The organism is Neolewinella antarctica (assembly GCF_011927835.1).
GTDB classification, from domain to species: Bacteria; Bacteroidota; Bacteroidia; order Chitinophagales; family Saprospiraceae; genus Neolewinella; species Neolewinella antarctica.
Window position 1 is genome coordinate 13,425 of the sequence record NZ_JAATJH010000005.1, and the last position, 16,257, is coordinate 29,681.

The window sequence follows — 16,257 nt, forward strand, 5'->3', positions numbered from 1 at the left end:
AGCAGCGCAGCTAACCCCTCAACCTTGGTAACTAACTAATTCCTCCAAACTGATACGGCCCTCGTAAAAAGCCTTCCCGACGATAACGCCGTAACACCCCATGTCCCGCACGGCATCCAGGTCTTCCGTAGTCGCCACCCCACCACTAGCAATAAGCTTCAACTCAGGATTCTCTTTGATAATGCGCGCGTACATCTCAACCGAAGTACCCGCCAGCATCCCATCCTTACTAACGTCCGTACAAATCGTGTACCGCAAACCCTTGGCCACGTAGTTCGTGATGAATTCATAAACCCCCAACTCACTACTCTCCTCCCATCCAGAAACGGCAATTTTACCGTGCTTCGCATCGGAACCGAGAATGATCTTGTCCGCACCGTACCGCTCGATCCAACCCATAAATACATCCGGGTTCTTGACGGCAATCGTGCCGCCCGTCACCTGGCTCGCGCCGGATTCAAAGGCAATGCGCAGGTCTTCGTCAGACTTCATACCGCCGCCCCAGTCGATTTCCAAATTTGTTCCGGAAGCGATTCGTTCCAGTACTTTCTGATTAACGATACCCCCACCGCGCGCGCCGTCGAGGTCGACGACGTGGATCTTTTTCAGGCCGGCCGCTTCGAATTCGCGGGCCTGGGCGAGGGGATCTTCGTTGTAGACGGTTTTGCGGCCGTAGTCACCCTGGGTTAGGCGGACGCATTTGCCGTCGATTAAGTCTATGGCGGGGATTATTTGCATGGTTCGCAGTTACACATCTGATGAACTTTTTCAGCAAATCGCTTCGCGACTTACCTAAAAAGATGCATCCGATGAGAACTGCTTTGTCCTGGGGGTGGGACGTGCAATTTCATCGGATGCAATTGAGTATTAGTTAAATCTAGCTTCGGTGCTCATCCGATGCGGTAACTAGACGGAGCATCGGTTCTAGCTGCGCTGCTGCCAACGGCGGTCATCAGATGTATCTTTTAGGTTCACGCGAAGCGTGAGGCTAAAAGTTCATCGGATGTGTAACCGATGCGAACTAACCTTACTTCTTCAAAGCCGCCACCATAGTCTTACCAATATCCGCCGGAGAGTTCACCACGTGGATTCCACACTCCGCCATGATCTTCATCTTGGCTTCCGCCGTGTCTTCGTGGCCGCCAACGATCGCGCCGGCGTGGCCCATAGTGCGTCCTTCGGGGGCCGTTTGGCCGGCGATGAAACCGACGACGGGCTTCGTGCCGTGCTCTTTGATGTAGTAAGCAGCGTCGGCTTCCATCGTTCCGCCGATCTCGCCGATCATGACGATCGCGTCGGTGTCGGGGTCTTCCATGAGGAGTTGGACGGCGTCCTTGGTGGTCGTGCCGATGATGGGGTCGCCACCGATTCCGATGCAGGTGCTCTGGCCCATGCCGGCTTTGGTGATTTGGTCGACGGCTTCGTAGGTAAGCGTACCGGAACGAGACACGATACCGATGCGGCCGGGGGTGTGGATGAAGCCGGGCATGATGCCACACTTGGCTTCACCGGGCGTCATGACGCCGGGACAGTTGGGGCCTACGAGGCGTGTATCGTAGTCCTTAATGTAAGAACGCACCTTGACCATATCCTGGACAGGAATGCCTTCCGTAATGCAGATGATGACCTTGATACCCGCCGCGGCGGCTTCCATAATCGCGTCACCGGCGAATGCTGGCGGGACGAAGATGACGGATACGTCCGCATTCACTTTTTGAACGGCCTCCTTGACGGAGTTGAAAACGGGGACGCCTTCCGCCTCCTGGCCACCCTTACCGGGCGTTACGCCGCCAACGAGGTTGGTGCCGTATTCTTTCATCTGGCCGGCGTGGAAACCACCTTCCTTGCCGGTGATGCCCTGGACGATGATGTTGGAATCTTTTCTTACTAGTACTGCCATGGTGTTGGTCTTTGGTCTTTAGTGTGGTGATTCGGTACGGCGTGGCTATTTCACCACTTGACTTTGTACCTGCGCAAGCGCCCAGAACTGTGGACGCCAAACGCTTGGGGCCGCGAAGATAAGCAACGCGGGGCGGGGGTAGAAATGGAATTTTATAAAGGCTCGAATCTACCCGGTCGACTAGCGATCCTTAGTCTTGTCGACAATGATGAACACGTCCTCGTCGTCCTTTTGCATATAGTAGCTCTCCCGCGCGAACCGTTCGCGGTTGCTTTCCATGTCCTGCTTTTCGGCTTCGGCGCGGTCGATTTTACCGTCGAAGGCGTGGAGCTCGTTTTCCAGCCGGTCGACGGTGGAGCGAAGTTGGAACTGGGTGAGCACGTCGTGGCGGTCGAAAAAGACCATCCAGGCGGTGAACAGGACGAGGGCGATGAAGTAGCGGTTGCGGACGTACGGGGGAAGCTTGTTGAGAATTTCCTGGACGGGGTCTTTGGGTTTGCGGGCGGGCATTGGGTGAAGGTAAGGTATTGTTGGAAGGTGCTGAGTATAAATAGCAAGCCCCCCGGACGAATCACCCGGGGGACTTCAATTACCTTAAACGTAATTTTCTGTTTACTTACCGCTCAACTTATCCGCTCCGGCTTGCAGTGCATTCGCCAGTGCGTCGAGGCCGGGTGCCTTATCGCTCACGTCGCGGGTGTTACCGGCCATGGACGAGAGGATGCCCGAGATCTTTTCGCCGTCGAGGTCACCGCCCAGCAAGAACTCTTTCTTCAGCTCGGCTAGGTCATCAACGATGGCATCAGTGCCGTCAAACTGGCTCAGTTTCGTAATCCAGCCGTTGATGTTGTTTGCGGCAGCTTCGGGGGAAAGCGCGGTGATGTCACCACCGGCGGACTGTACGGCCTGCACCGTAGTTTGTAGGAAGCCGGCGGCTTCAGTCTGCTGGGCTGCCATTGGGTCCTCTACCGCGGTGGTTACTACGTCTACGTCGGAATCCACGGTTTCGGTAGCGTCTCCGCAGGCAACAAAGAATAGCGCGAGGATCAAAAGGGGAAAAAATTTCATGCTGAGTGGTTTACGGTTCCGAACCCAAATTCACACATAATGTTCGCTTCCACTGCGGCTTGAGGGCTAGGCGCTAAGCGGCTATTCCGTACGCGGTCGTCCCGGCAGCCATCGGGGCCGGGAAGGTTACAAAACAGGCCGGTTAGTCCGTAAGATGACCCCCAGATCCTCCAACGGCACACCCTTCGTTTCGGGCATCATCCGCCACACGAAGATCAGTTGCAGGACCATCATGAAGGCGAAAAAGGCGAAGACCGGTGCCGTGCCGACCTCGGTAAACAGCACGGGCACCAACGACGGAATGATCGCCGCCAACACCCAGTGCACGGAAACACCGAACGAAACGCCACTGGCCCGCAGGTGATTCGGGAAGATCTCGCTCAGAAAAACCCAGATAACCGTCCCCTGCCCGATTGCGTGGGAAGCGATGAATACGAATAAGAAGAGCGGTACGTACCAACCCTGCCAATTCAGTCCGAACGCCAGGGCGACCAAACTCAGGGAGATGATGTAGCCCACCGAGCCAATGTACATCAGCTGTCGGCGGCCAAATTTATCGATCAGCGACAACCCGATTAGCGTAAAGACAAGATTAACCACACCCACCCCAACGCTACTCAGCAGCGCCGAACTCTGCTCCAGACCGGCCGTCTCGAAGATGCGGGGCGCGTAGTAGAGAAAGGCATTGATGCCAGAGAACTGGTTGAAAGCAGCTAGTAAAAATGCTAGGATTAAGGGATAGCGATAGCGGGGCATGAAGATCGATTCCGAATGATCCGCTTTACGGTCATCCTCGGCTATTTCCGTCATCATGGCACCCGCGTCCGCGCCCGGATTGATGAGCTCCAGCACCCGCTTCGCCTCTTCGGGTTGATTCCCCTGCACCAACAGCCAGCGTGGCGAACGGGGCACGCCGAAGACCAGCAGGGTGTAAATAAGCGCCGGAATCGCCTCCACGCCGATCATCCACCGCCAGGCATTCTCGCCAATCCCACTCAGTAAGAAGTTCGACAAAAAAGCCACGAGAATGCCAAAAACGATGTTGAACTGGTACGTCGCCACGAGTTTCCCCCGGTCGGCCGCCGGGGCGATCTCGGAAATATAAGCGGGCGCGGCGATCGTACTCACGCCAACACCGACGCCCCCCAGAAACCGCAACGCGGCAAACAACCATGGGTCGCTCACCAGAGCGGAGCCCAGCGCCGAAACGAAGTAAAACACCCCGATCCAGATCAGCGTCGTCTTCCGCCCGAGCCGGTCCGTCGGGATGCCCCCCAGCAGCGCGCCGGCCACCGTGCCCCACAACGCCGAAGCCATCACGACGAAGCCGTGAAACAGCTCGCTCCGCCCCCACAGCTTTTGCAGTGAAAGGTCGGCCCCGGAAATAACCACGGTATCGAAGCCAAACAGGAAGCCGGCGAGGGCTACGGTAATGGACCAGAAGAATATTTTGTTGTTTTTCAAGGGGGCGGACTTTGGTGTAAAGTACACTTTTGGTGCCTTTTCACTGACCGATCACAAACGCGAAGCCAGGGTTGGCCCTGCCGTCCCTTCCAATCATGCCGGGAAGGAAGTGGGTGACGGGGTAATTTCGGGCGGGGCCGACCTAGGAGGATGGTCTAACCACAACAAAAAGAGCGGCACCAACCAAAGTCGATGCCGCTCTCCTGATTAAATCGTTCGGGCTACCTACCGCCCAATCTTCCGCAACAAATCACGCCCCGGAAAGTAAGCCGTACTCCCCAACTCCTCCTCGATCCGGAGCAACTGGTTGTATTTAGCGACCCGGTCGGAACGACTGGCGGAACCCGTCTTGATCTGACCACAGTTCAACGCAACGGCGAGGTCAGCAATCGTCGTGTCTTCCGTCTCGCCGGATCGGTGGCTCATTACGCTCGTGTACCCGGCACGGTGGGCCATGCTGACGGTATCGATCGTCTCGGTCAGCGTACCGATCTGGTTGACTTTTACCAGGATGGAGTTGGCGGAACCTTCCTCGATGCCCCGGCTGAGGCGCTCGGTGTTGGTCACGAACAGGTCGTCACCAACGAGCTGGCAGCGGTCGCCGAAGCTCTCGTTGAGCGCGGCCCAGCCTTTCCAGTCATCCTCGTCGAGGCCGTCCTCGATGGAGAAGATGGGGTACTTATCCACCCACGTCTTCCAGTAGTCGACCATGGCGGCGGATTCGATCTTGCGGCCGTCGGATTTGTGGAAGTGGTACAGGTTTTCTTTCGCGTCAAAGAATTCAGAGGCGGCGGCATCCATGGCAATCATCATGTCTTCACCGGGCTTGTAACCGGCTTTCTCGATGGATTCCAGGACGATCTCGATCGCCTCGTCGTTGCTCTTGATGTTAGGGGCGAAACCACCTTCGTCACCGACGTTGGTGGAATAACCCTTGCTTTTCAACACTTTTTTCAGGTGGTGGAAAGTCTCCACGCCCATCCGTAAGGCTTCCGAAAAGGTGTCAGCGCCGAGGGGGATGATCATGAATTCCTGAAAGTCGATGCTGTTGTCCGCGTGGCTGCCGCCGTTGAGGATGTTCATCATCGGCACGGGCATCGTGTGCGCGTTCACGCCGCCGACGTAGCGGTAGAGCGGCATGTTTTGCTCCAGGGCGGCGGCCTTGGCGCAGGCCAGGCTTACACCGAGGATGGCGTTAGCACCGAGCTTATTTTTGTTGGGCGTGCCGTCGAGTTCGAGCATCGTCTCGTCGATGTAGCGCTGGTCGGTCACGTCGACGCCGATGAGCTCGTCGGCAATTTTCTCTTCGATGTTGGCCACGGCCTTGAGGACGCCCTTGCCCATGTACACGTCTTTGTCGTTGTCGCGGAGTTCGACGGCTTCGTACTTACCCGTCGAGGCACCGGAGGGCACGGCGGCCCGGCCGATGATGCCTTCGCCGGTGATGACTTCTACTTCTACGGTTGGGTTGCCGCGGGAGTCTAGGATTTGGCGGGCGCGGATGTCTAGGATGCTACTCATGGTGTTACTTTATTTTGGTGGTTTTGATTTTTTTGTCCCGACTAAGTCGGGACAGGTGCAGGGGAAGTTGGATTAAAGAGATGGGAGTAAAGAATATAGAACGTTGCACTCGATCGCTTCGCTCACTCGGCCGTGGTGTTTCATGGACTATGCCCCGTACCTAGGCCCGGCCGAAAAGGCGAAGCGACCCCGACCAAATACGGGACCATCTTTATTCTTACCTCTTTACTCTTTCTTCTCCCTAATAAGCTCCACAAACTGATCAAACAAATAATCAGCATCGTGCGGCCCGGGGCTAGCTTCCGGATGGTACTGCACTGAAAAAGCCGGCTTCCCAACGATGCGGATGCCCTCGATCGTGTCGTCGTTGAGGTTCCGGTGAGTAATTTCTACCTTATCAAGGTTGGCCGCGATGGCTTCCGGGCTCACCCCGAAACCGTGGTTCTGGCTGGTGATCTCGGATTTGCCGGTAATGAGGTTCTTGACGGGGTGGTTGATGCCGCGGTGGCCGTGGTGCATCTTGTAGGTGGGGATGTCTACGGCGCGGGCCAGGATCTGGTGGCCGAGACAGATGCCGAACATCGGCTTTTCTTCTTCCAGCATGGCTTTGGCCGTGTCGACGGCGTAGTCCATCGCGGCGGGGTCGCCGGGGCCGTTGGAGATGAACAGACCGTCGGCATTGAAGGCGCGGATTTCGTCCATGCCGGTTTTAGCGGGGAAGACCTTGACGAAGCAGTCGCGGCGGAGGAAGTTGCGCAGAATATTTTTCTTGGTACCGAGGTCGAGCACGGCGACGCGGTATTTTGCCTGCTCTTCTTCCCCGAGTGTGTAGGCTTCCTTGGTGGTCACCTTGCTGGATAGTTCGAGGCCGTCCATATTGGGCGCGGCGGCGAGTCGCTTGTTGAGCTCGTCCAGGTCGAAAATTTCGCTGGAGATGATGCCGTTCATGGCACCCTTCGTACGGATGTGGCGAACGATGGCACGGGTGTCGACGTCACTGATACCCACCAGTCCGCCTTGCTCCAGGTAATCCTGGATGGAAGCGTTGGCCAGGTTTCGGCTGAAGGGAATGGTGAAGTTCTTGACGATCAGCCCCGCGATCTTGATGGAGTCGGACTCGATGTCCGCGTCGGCCGTTCCGTAGTTGCCGATGTGGGCGTTGGTGGCCAGGAGGATTTGTCCGTAGTAGCTGGGGTCGGTGAAGACTTCCTGGTAGCCAGTCATGCCGGTGTTGAAGCAAATTTCACCGACGGTGGTGCCGATCTTGCCGGCGGCTTTGCCTTCGAAGGTGGTGCCGTCGGCGAGGAGGAGGATGGCGCGTTGTTGATCCATGGGCGGGTGTGTGGGGTGGATTTGCGCAAATATATGGTATTGGGGAGTAGGTATGCGGGTTTACCGTAGTCGTTATTAGTTACACTTTCTGATGATTTCCGTAGCCTGGGTTCCTGGAATCTTCGTTCCTGAAACCTGCATTTCCGAAATCTGCATTTCAGAAATGCAGGTTTCGGAAATTCCCTTACCTTTATAGCATGCAATTTTATGGAAGATCGATGGAACTTGAAGCGCTTGCGAGATCGCGCGAGCGGAGTCTGAAAAATAGTCAATTCACTGTATTAATTGGCAGACGCCGCGTCGGGAAGACTCGTCTCGTTTTACAAAGCTTAGACGGTGAAGATTACCTCTATTTCTTTGTCAGCAAAAAAACGGAGAAGCTGTTGTGCAGAGATTTTGCCGAGGAGATTCAACGCACGTACGGGGAGACAGTACTTGGCGAAGTGACTGAATTCCAGACAATTTTCAAATACTTATGTCGAGTAGCGCAACAACGCACGGTTCATCTATTTATCGATGAGTTTCAGGAGTTCACCAGCATTAACCCATCGATTTATAGTGACTTGCAACGCGACTGGGATTTGAACAAGGACAAGATGAGTATGAATCTAATCGTCGGGGGTTCGATCCAGTCAATGATGAATCGACTCTTTCTGGATTACAAAGAACCACTTTTTGGCCGAGCGTCCTCAATTTTACGCGTCCAGCCATTTAGTCTACGTACGCTAAAGGAGATAATTAGAGACCACAATCCGACGGTTACCGCAGAAGATCTACTGGCTATCTATACCATAACTGGGGGAGTCGCTCAGTACGTTGAATACCTGGTTGATAACCAAGCGTTGACCCATGACGCCGTATTTACCGCTATTTATCATCCCCAATCCCCCTTATTAACCGAAGGAGGGAACTTACTGATTCGGGATGTGGGCAAGGATCATGCTGTTTACTTTTCCATATTATCGCTCATCGCTTCAGGGTTCACGACCAGGCCAAAAATTGAAAGCGTTTTACAAAAGCCAATCGGTGGTTACTTAACCAGACTTGAGAAGATCTACGGCATCTTGAAAAGAAACCGACCCATTTTCAGTAAAGAAAACTCAACGGATATTCACTTTTTCATCGCCGATAACTTTCTCAGGTTCTGGTTCAGATTCGTTCATAAATACCAGAATATGGTAGAAGCAAATAATCTTAAAGCCCTACTAGAAATAACAAAACGCGATTACAGAACCTACGCTGGTTTAACCCTGGAGTCGTTTATGCGGCAAGAAATGATTGAAAGTAGCAACTACACTAACATCGGAAACTACTGGGAAAGAGGCAACAAAAACGAAATAGACGTCGTAGCCGTGAACGAACTCGACCGAACCGCCATCATCGGCGAAGTCAAATGGCAAAGAGACCGCGTTAATCTTGCCAAATTAGAAATCAAAGCGGAGAAGATGGTTCGGGAAAATTTGAAGGGTTATCAAATTACTTATCAGGCATTCGGAGTGGAGGACATTCAAGTTACCTGACTAACTGATGTTACGCAGATTTTTACCACATAAACACAAAAGCACAGGAAAGCGGTGTTCGGCTTTGCCGAATCACCACTTGCTTATTCTTTTGTGTTTTGCTTCGCAGTACTTCGTGCTGTGTGGCATAATCCGGTTACGTAAGATAAATTAAATAAGTAGGCGCTTTCACCACGCGTACCTACGCAAATCCTCCCTGCACCCGCGACCGCGCCCCGAACTACAAATCCTCCACCAACAGCGCCCGCCCCACCCGGTCCCCCAGCCGCCCCGTCAGTTTCAGCCACAACACCGCCGTGATGTAAGCATCCCCCAGCGCCGTATGCCGGTCCGAAAGCGGAATGTTGTAGCGGCGCGCCAAACTATCCAAACCGAACGTTTCCGGGGGCGTCCAGTAGCCGGCGGGCTGAACGCGCTGGGCGAGTTGGCCAGTATCAATGACTCGATTACGTAGTGGGCCGGCGCCCGCACGAATCAACGCCCGGTTAATAATCTCCACATCAAAGCCAATGTGGTGGCCGACGATGATACCGTCCGCACCGATGAATTTCACGAACCGGCGCAGCAGCTCCGCCTCGCTGTCGTAGACGTAGCGCCCGGAATTCGGAATGATGCCGTGAATGGCCACCGCGCGGTGATCGAGTTGGTCCGGCGGCGTGGGCAGGTAGGCTTCGAACTGTTGCCGCACGAAGATCGTCCGGTCCGTAACCGGCAAGCCCGCCAGACTCAGTAATCGGTCTTTTTTTACGTCCAGGCCCGTGGTCTCGGCGTCGACCACGCAAATGCGCGCGGTACTTAAAGGGTGACTTCCGGGCAAGGTACCGGCCAGGCAAGCCGCCGTGTATTGTTGGTACCAGACTGGCCAATCCGGGTCGATCCGCGTACTTTCTCCCGGCAATAATTTATTCCACCAAGCCATCAGCGAAGGAAATTGAGTTGGAACCGCGTTTCTAATCGCATCTGCATGTCCCCGACCGGGTTGAAGCTATTCCGCAGCAACACCCGCTGCATACTCGTCAACTCTTTAGGCTCCAGGTAGCGGCCGGAGTCCTGCCGACGCAGACCCACCGTGGCCCGCAAACGAATCAACACTTCGTAAGCCTGCGCCGCCTCCCGGTACCCACGCGCGTTCTGCGGCTCCAGTTCCGCCATCGTTTCGTACCGGCGGAAGGTGTTGTTGACGTTACCGACCCTGGCTTCCAGCATGAGCACCCGGGCGGCATCCGTTAGTGGGCGCATCGCGCGGGATTTCAGGTCGAACTGGTTCTTGTGCTCGCCCGATCGCTCCACGACGAAGTTGCGAAAGAAGGTGAGTGGGCTAGGATAGTTGACCGCCATTTGGGCCAGAGAAGCCAGGAAACGGGTTCGACTGCCGGGGCGCTCCCGGAAGATGTGTTTGGTGAGCTGCGCCGGCAAACTCCCGTCGCCCCAGACGCCGCGGAAGTCGAAAAAGATACTGACGTTGAGCAGATTTTCGGCCGTATTATCATCCATCCAGTGGGTGAACTGCTCCTTCCACTTACTCACCGGGAGGCACCAGGCGGGGTTACTGGCCATCATGTCGGCCGTACAGTATTCGAAGCCGACTTGGTTCAGGGATTCGGTGACGTAGCCGGCTAGTTGCAGAAAATAATCTTTAACGGTGTTGTAGCGGGCGGCGGGGACGTCGGCAAAAATGAGCGCGTTGTCCTGGTCGGTGCGTAGGAGTTGTTCGCCCCGGCCCTGGCTGCCGAGGGCGAGCCAGTCGAACAGCGCGGGCGGGTTGCCCCGTCCATCGGCCTGCATCCGGGCCAAGCCCATTTTGATGCAGGTGCGGATGATCTCGTCGTTGAGCCGTGTCATGATGGTGGTAATGAAGACGATGCTTACCTCCTGTTCGAGGTAAGTGGCCAGCATTCGTTCGGCGCGCTCGCGCAGGGTACGCAGATAAGCGGCGGACTTAGCGCGGCCGATCTCGCGGATCAAGACGGCCGGGTTGTTGCCCTGCAGTACGAGCAAGTCATGCTTACTGACGACCCCGGTGATGGGGCTGTTCCGCGTGCCGTCTTCCGTCTGGACGAGGTGGTTGATGCCCCTGCGCAACATCTCAATCTGCACGTCGGCGGCCGTCAGCGTGGGGCCGATGCAGACGACGGGTTTTTTCATGAGCTTGATCACCCCGTCCTGCGGGCTACGGACGCCGGTAGCTACTTTGCTCCGGAAATCGCGGTCGGTGATAATACCGACGGGGTGGTGCTCGCGGCTGACGACGACGATGGAGCCGACGTTGTGCTCCGTCATCAATTTCGCCGCGTCGACGATGCGGGCGGTGGCGAAGCAAGTGATCGGCTGGCGAAGGTTGCCCAGGCGTTGGGACTCCAGCAAGCCGAACGCGAGGGATTCCGCGCCCAGTTCGGCCGTGGCTTCCGGGCTGGGTTTGGTGGCCGTGATGGCGTAGCGGTTACTGCCCGCCATGGTCGCCGCGAGGAATTGGGTGACGCGTGGGTACAGCGGCAACAACTCCCGAAAACCGGCGGTATTGATGGCGTAAACAAGGCTTTCTTCGGCGGCGCGGGCGAGGAAGAGGTAGTTGTCTTCCGCCAGTAAGGGCCGGATGCCGAAAACGTCGCCTTCGCCACAGCGTTCGACGAGCTGTTCGCCGGCATCGTCGACGCGGAACAGTTCTACGGCACCTTCCTTGACGACGAAAAAGCGGTCGCGCGGGGGTTCGCCGGGGCGGAACACTACGGTGCCGGGCGTCAGGTAAGTCACCTCCACGCGGCTGGCTACGCGTAAGAGGGCAGCCTCGTCGTCGACGTAGTTGAAGGGCGGCACGTCCTTGAGGAAATCGTAGAGGCGGCGGGTGACTTGGTTGGCCATGGCGTGACCAAGGTAGGGACTTCGCTCGGGTTTTTTGCGCGGTCGCGGGTGCCAAGTTTTGGGGATAAGAAGCAAAGGAAGTCAGCTACTCCCCGAGTCAATTACAACTTCCGGAACTTCTGTAGGCAGGGCTCGATGCACAGGTATTCCAGAATCAAATCCCCGTCGGCAAAACTCATTCCCAGGGGGGCTTGCAGCGGCGGGACGTTACGGCAATCCTCGGGGGAAAGGAGCAGTTCATCCAGGTTGAACTTGCCGTCCGTGAGCACCGTCAGCGAGTTCGTTTCCGTCGTAAATTCACAAATAATGCTGTTGGACTGGTAGGTGCTGTCCGTCAGAAATTCGATCGTCCGGCTACTGGTGACGGGTTGGAAGGTGCCGGAGCCGTCGCCCGGGTCGGCCAGCACTTCAATGAGTTGCCACTGACCGGTAAGGGTCATGGGTGTGGTAGGGTCGGGGTCCAGAAAAACTAATGGGTCTTCGTCGTCTTCGCAGGCGGTGAAAGCTAGTAGGCAGATGAACAAGGGGTAAAGAAAGTGACGGGGTTTCATGACGTTTGAATTTAGAGGGTGAATTGATAATGAAGGGGGGGAACACACAAAACACATAAGTAGAAAGAGAAGCACAGAAGCTGGTACGCGTTACTTAGTGTTGCTTTTGTTCTTTTCGTGCATTGTGTGTTAGAAAATCGCCCGTACGGACCTGACGGTAGAATCAGGCGGGCGATCTCAGCTGGTAAGGACGTTGTTTCGTGCTGCCCGCGTTGGTGATAGAACTAATCAAAATGGACTACGAAGCGGTTGCTTCTTGCTTTCGCGTACGATCTTTACTGGTGCCCCCCATTCAAATCTCGCTCATGTTACTTTCAGCCCGTGCCCTAATTTTGTTGCTCCTTCCGTGCTTCCTCGGCACCTGCGCCCGCGCCCTCCCCTACCCGAAAACGGTCCGCCTCCCGCCGCAGCTAAAGGAAGCCTCAGGCTTGGTAATCGACGGCGAAAACTACCGCTTCCACAACGACAGTGGTGACGGCCCCTACGTCTACACCACCGACCGGATAGGCCAAATAAAGTACGTGGACACCCTCGCCGCCGATGCTCACGACTACGAAGACATCACCCGCGACCCCGCCGGCAACCTCTACCTCGCCGACACGGGGAACAACCGGGGGAAGCGCACGGACCTGCGTATTTATCGCTATAATAGGACTAGCCGACGAACGGATACGATCAAGTTTCACTACCCCGGCCAGGACGGCGGTGGCCGCGACGCGCCGAGTAATTACGACTGCGAAGCGATGGTCTACCAGGGCGGCTACCTCCACCTGTTTACTAAGGACCAACTCGGCGGCAAAAAGCAATTCAACATCTACCATTTCCGCGTCCCGGCCAGCCCCGGCGACTACGCAGCCGAGCTCATCGATAGCCTCTACCTGCCCCGCCGGGTGGTGACGGCGGCGGCGCTGGATAGCGTAAATAAGCAACTCGTGCTGACTTCCTACAGCTTCAAGATGGTCCTCGGTATCATCCCCACGAGCGCGGCTTCGCTCATTACAATCAGTGACTATCCGGCGGGGCGCTTCCTCTCCGGAGATTTACGCCGGCAGAATCTGAGCTGGGGTGCCCCGACGCAGTTCGAGGCGGTGGACTTCCTGGACGACAAGTGGCTGTACGTTTTTAGCGAGGGGACGGTGGTGCGGCGGCGGGCGGTGGGGAAGTTGAAGCGGAGGAAGGGTGGGCGGTAGGGAGAATTAGGCGGTTTGGTCGGGATAAACGAAAACGTGGGGAAGCATCCCCACGCTACGAGAGACGACCCTCCGGGCCTAGCTAGTCTTCCTCCGGGATTTCGTCGGGATAAGCGGTAACGACGTAATCATTAGCGGGGTTGAAGGCATCCAGCCAGTAGTCGGAGCTGAAGACGGTGATTTCGGTGGCGCCGTTTTCGCCGGGTTTGGTGGTGACGTCCCAGGTGATGTTGGGGGCGGAGGGGAAGGATTCGCTAGCCAGTTCGTCGCCGTAGAGGCGGTGGAGAAGGGCGTGGTCGTCCATGCCGCCGGCGAGAAGGCGGAGCACGAAGGCGGGGGTGAGCTCGGTGAGGTGTTCGGCACCGGCTTTCTTTTCGGGGGTGACGCTGATGGTGACTATGCGGCCATCGACGCGGGGGAAGCCGCCGTTGTAGGCGCGGTAGAGGAGGCTGGCGGCGCGGAAGAAACCGCGGTGCTTGTCGGGCTCGGGGTATTCTTCCCAGAGTTTTTCGCTGGCCATTTCGTGGCTGGCGTTTTCGATCTGGCCGGTGTTCAGCTCTTCGTCGGTGAAGACGTGCTTGAGGAGAAGCTCGGCGGATTCGGGTTTGTCGAGGTCGGCGAGGGACATGCAGGCCATTTCGGCTAGTTCCTCGTCGCTCAGGGCGCTAGTGTCGCCGTATTCGGTGGCGTCGAGGATGGCGCGGTAGTCGGCGGGCGTCCAGTCGGTGGGGACTTCGGCGATGGATTCGGAGCCCAGGGGGCGTACTTGGTAGGTTGGGTGCATTTTTGGTCTTTGGTCTTTGGTCTTTGGTCTTTGGTCTTTGGTCTTTGGTCTTTGGTCTTTGGTCTTTGGTCTTTGGTCTTTGGTCTTTAAGGTAAGGTATGGTCTTTCGGGTTCGGTTACGACAAGGTTACGCCACAAAAAACAATGCTTCTCTTTGCTTAAACCAGGCACCTGCGTCCGCGCATCGAAAAACCATAACTAGTTATTAGGCCTGAAGGCCAAGCCGGCGTTAAACAATCCTTACGATCCACCATTCCGTCGCCCACTAAGTGAACCCCGTGATTAAATTGGTTTTAAGTAGGCGGAACCGACCGCTGAAGTTGTTTCCTTTGCAGTAACCAAGCTACGCTAAATTCACCCGACCATGACGCGCCTCCCCCTTCTCGCTGCCTTTTTTCTTTGCCTGTTCGGCGCGGACGCCTTCGCCCAGGCCGACCCGCCGCCGCGCTTTCTACCCGTCCGGGTGGAGGATGCCCTGAGGTTTGGCAACACGAACGTGATGGGTTCGGCCCGCTTCATGGGCACCGGCGGCAGCATGACGCCGATTGGCGTGGACTTCACCAGCCTGCACACTAACCCCGCCGGCATCGGGTGGAACCGGAGTTCCTACGCCGCGCTATCCGCCGGCTTCGCCAACACCGCCACGAACGCTAACCTGCGCCGTATTTCGGGCAGTAATGAGTCCACGAGTGAGTCCGCCGGCAGCTTTTCCGTGCCCAGCGCCGGGCTCGTCTGGTCGGGCGACACGCGCTCGCTCCTGTGGCCGACGCTTAACTTCGGGTTCAGCTTTACCCGTTTGGCCGACTACAACGAAACCATCAACTACGGCGGTCAGAGCCAGGGCTCCATCATCGACGCCATCGTGGAGGACTTCATCGACCTATACGACGCTGATTTCGGCGACACCGGAGAAGGCTTCCGGGCCGATTTGATTTTGGACATTGAAGACCGAATCGGTGAAGGGGCCCTCCTACCGTTCGAAGACGATCGTATCCTGCGGCTCGATGAGCTGGGTTTCTACAGCGAATTCAACCTCGACGTTAACGAGGGCGCGGAAATCGAGCGGTCCGGCACGGTCGAGCGCAGCGGCAGCATGAACGAGCTGGCCTTCGGTGTGGGTGGTAACTACGACAACAAAGTACTCTGGGGGCTCAGCATCGGCATCCCTTTCATGCAGTTCACGGAAAACAAAACTTACCAGGAGATCGACCGCGACAACCAGTTGGAAAACTACGAAGACGCTTCCTTCAACGAAAGCCTGGAATTAGACGGCACCGGCGCCAACTTCAAACTGGGCGCGATCTACCTGCCCACGCCGGAAGCCCGCGTGAGCGTTTCCCTCCAGACACCGACTTTCTGGACCATCGACGAAACGTACTTCACGGACCTGGAGTACAACTACACGGCGGACGACGAGGCCAGGGGCGGTAACGCGCTGAGCCCCGTCAGCCAGGCGGTCGTCAACCTGCGCACGCCCTGGCAGTTCAACGCCGGGTTCGGCTACCTGATCAACCGTAAGGGTTTCCTCTCGGCCGACGTGAACTACACCAACTTTGCCGGTAATGAATTCAGCACCGAGGATTTCGCCACGCTGGAAGAGGCCGCCAACGACGATATCGACGCTACCCTCAAGAGTAGTATCAACGTCCGCGTGGGCGGCGAGATCAACATCGACCCCCTCCAGGTCCGGGCCGGCGTCGGTTACCGCACGGTGCCCACCCAGGATTTTCGTTACGATGAGTCCGAAAGTTTACTAACTTATTCCGGCGGCGTCGGCTACAACGCCGGCAAGTTTTTTGTCGACGTGGCGGCGCGCTACGAGGGTGGCAACGCTTTTTATGCCCCCTACAAAAGCTTCGATTTCGAACCCCAGGTGGTCGATACGGATCGCTCGCGGATCACGGGCGTGATTACGGTAGGGTTCCGGGGCTTCTGATCGGCGTCGGGGATTGTGGAAAGGATCAATTTTCACGGTGGCGCGGACGTAGATGCGGGGTTTGTGGGTAGCGCAGTGGATACTGGCGGAAGTCTCAAATGCGCTAGTCATCTAATTTGAGGCCACGTCCCG

14 protein-coding genes are annotated in these 16,257 nt (G+C 56.6%); 3 read left to right on the plus strand and 11 right to left on the minus strand.

Going from position 1 to position 16,257, the window contains the following annotated elements; genetic code table 11:
* Positions 1-18 precede the first annotated feature (18 nt).
* From hisA to carA, 7 genes are all read right to left on the minus strand, one after another.
* Entirely contained in the window at positions 19-738 is a 720-nt protein-coding gene (gene hisA / locus GGR27_RS14245; RefSeq protein WP_168038479.1) for a 1-(5-phosphoribosyl)-5-[(5-phosphoribosylamino)methylideneamino]imidazole-4-carboxamide isomerase, read from the minus strand.
* Positions 739-1,027: 289 nt separating this feature from the next.
* Complete coding sequence (gene sucD, locus GGR27_RS14250) at positions 1,028-1,900, minus strand: succinate--CoA ligase subunit alpha (RefSeq protein ID WP_168038481.1); 873 nt, start codon at positions 1,898-1,900, stop codon at positions 1,028-1,030.
* A 180-nt stretch (positions 1,901-2,080) separates the two neighbouring features.
* The gene (locus tag GGR27_RS14255) at positions 2,081-2,410 is read right to left on the minus strand and encodes an FtsB family cell division protein (RefSeq protein WP_168038483.1); all 330 of its coding nucleotides are present in this window, start codon (positions 2,408-2,410) and stop codon (positions 2,081-2,083) included.
* A 102-nt stretch (positions 2,411-2,512) separates the two neighbouring features.
* Positions 2,513-2,968 (minus strand): hypothetical protein, encoded by a 456-nt coding sequence (locus GGR27_RS14260; RefSeq protein WP_168038485.1) that lies wholly within the window; start codon positions 2,966-2,968, stop codon positions 2,513-2,515.
* Positions 2,969-3,094: 126 nt separating this feature from the next.
* On the minus strand, positions 3,095-4,432 hold the full coding sequence (locus GGR27_RS14265; protein ID WP_209037951.1) for a sugar porter family MFS transporter: 1,338 nt from the start codon (positions 4,430-4,432) through the stop codon (positions 3,095-3,097).
* A 225-nt stretch (positions 4,433-4,657) separates the two neighbouring features.
* Complete coding sequence (eno, locus tag GGR27_RS14270) at positions 4,658-5,953, minus strand: phosphopyruvate hydratase (RefSeq protein ID WP_168038489.1); 1,296 nt, start codon at positions 5,951-5,953, stop codon at positions 4,658-4,660.
* Positions 5,954-6,178: 225 nt separating this feature from the next.
* Positions 6,179-7,285 carry a glutamine-hydrolyzing carbamoyl-phosphate synthase small subunit gene (gene carA, locus GGR27_RS14275; protein ID WP_168038491.1) on the minus strand — a complete coding sequence of 369 codons (1,107 nt, stop codon included), beginning with the start codon at positions 7,283-7,285 and terminating at the stop codon, positions 6,179-6,181.
* A gap of 197 nt (positions 7,286-7,482) precedes the next feature.
* Between carA and GGR27_RS14280 the strand changes: the two genes are divergently transcribed.
* Positions 7,483-8,805: an ATP-binding protein gene (locus GGR27_RS14280; RefSeq protein ID WP_168038493.1), complete on the plus strand. Its 1,323-nt coding sequence runs from the start codon at positions 7,483-7,485 to the stop codon at positions 8,803-8,805.
* A gap of 220 nt (positions 8,806-9,025) precedes the next feature.
* On the opposite strand, the gene GGR27_RS14285 is transcribed toward GGR27_RS14280, so the two are convergent.
* The 3 genes from GGR27_RS14285 to GGR27_RS14295 all read right to left on the minus strand — a co-directional run bounded on the left by GGR27_RS14285 (position 9,026) and on the right by GGR27_RS14295 (position 12,215).
* A complete protein-coding gene (locus GGR27_RS14285) occupies positions 9,026-9,724 on the minus strand; it encodes a 3'-5' exonuclease (RefSeq protein ID WP_168038495.1) in 699 nt (232 codons plus the stop codon).
* The gene (locus tag GGR27_RS14290; RefSeq protein ID WP_168038497.1) at positions 9,724-11,664 is read right to left on the minus strand and encodes a DUF294 nucleotidyltransferase-like domain-containing protein; all 1,941 of its coding nucleotides are present in this window, start codon (positions 11,662-11,664) and stop codon (positions 9,724-9,726) included. Before GGR27_RS14290 ends, GGR27_RS14285 begins: the two co-directional genes overlap by 1 nt.
* Before the next feature lie 101 nt (positions 11,665-11,765).
* Entirely contained in the window at positions 11,766-12,215 is a 450-nt protein-coding gene (locus GGR27_RS14295; RefSeq protein WP_168038499.1) for a hypothetical protein, read from the minus strand.
* A gap of 305 nt (positions 12,216-12,520) precedes the next feature.
* Here GGR27_RS14295 and GGR27_RS14300 point away from each other — a divergent pair, with 305 nt between their 5' ends.
* Positions 12,521-13,405: a glycoside hydrolase family protein gene (locus GGR27_RS14300; RefSeq protein WP_168038501.1), complete on the plus strand. Its 885-nt coding sequence runs from the start codon at positions 12,521-12,523 to the stop codon at positions 13,403-13,405.
* An 82-nt stretch (positions 13,406-13,487) separates the two neighbouring features.
* Here the strand turns inward: GGR27_RS14300 and GGR27_RS14305 are convergent, their stop codons facing one another.
* Positions 13,488-14,189 carry a hypothetical protein gene (locus GGR27_RS14305; RefSeq protein ID WP_168038503.1) on the minus strand — a complete coding sequence of 234 codons (702 nt, stop codon included), beginning with the start codon at positions 14,187-14,189 and terminating at the stop codon, positions 13,488-13,490.
* 364 nt (positions 14,190-14,553) lie between these two features.
* Between GGR27_RS14305 and GGR27_RS14310 the strand changes: the two genes are divergently transcribed.
* On the plus strand, positions 14,554-16,125 hold the full coding sequence (locus GGR27_RS14310) for an OmpP1/FadL family transporter (RefSeq protein ID WP_168038505.1): 1,572 nt from the start codon (positions 14,554-14,556) through the stop codon (positions 16,123-16,125).
* Positions 16,126-16,257: the final 132 nt, after the last annotated feature.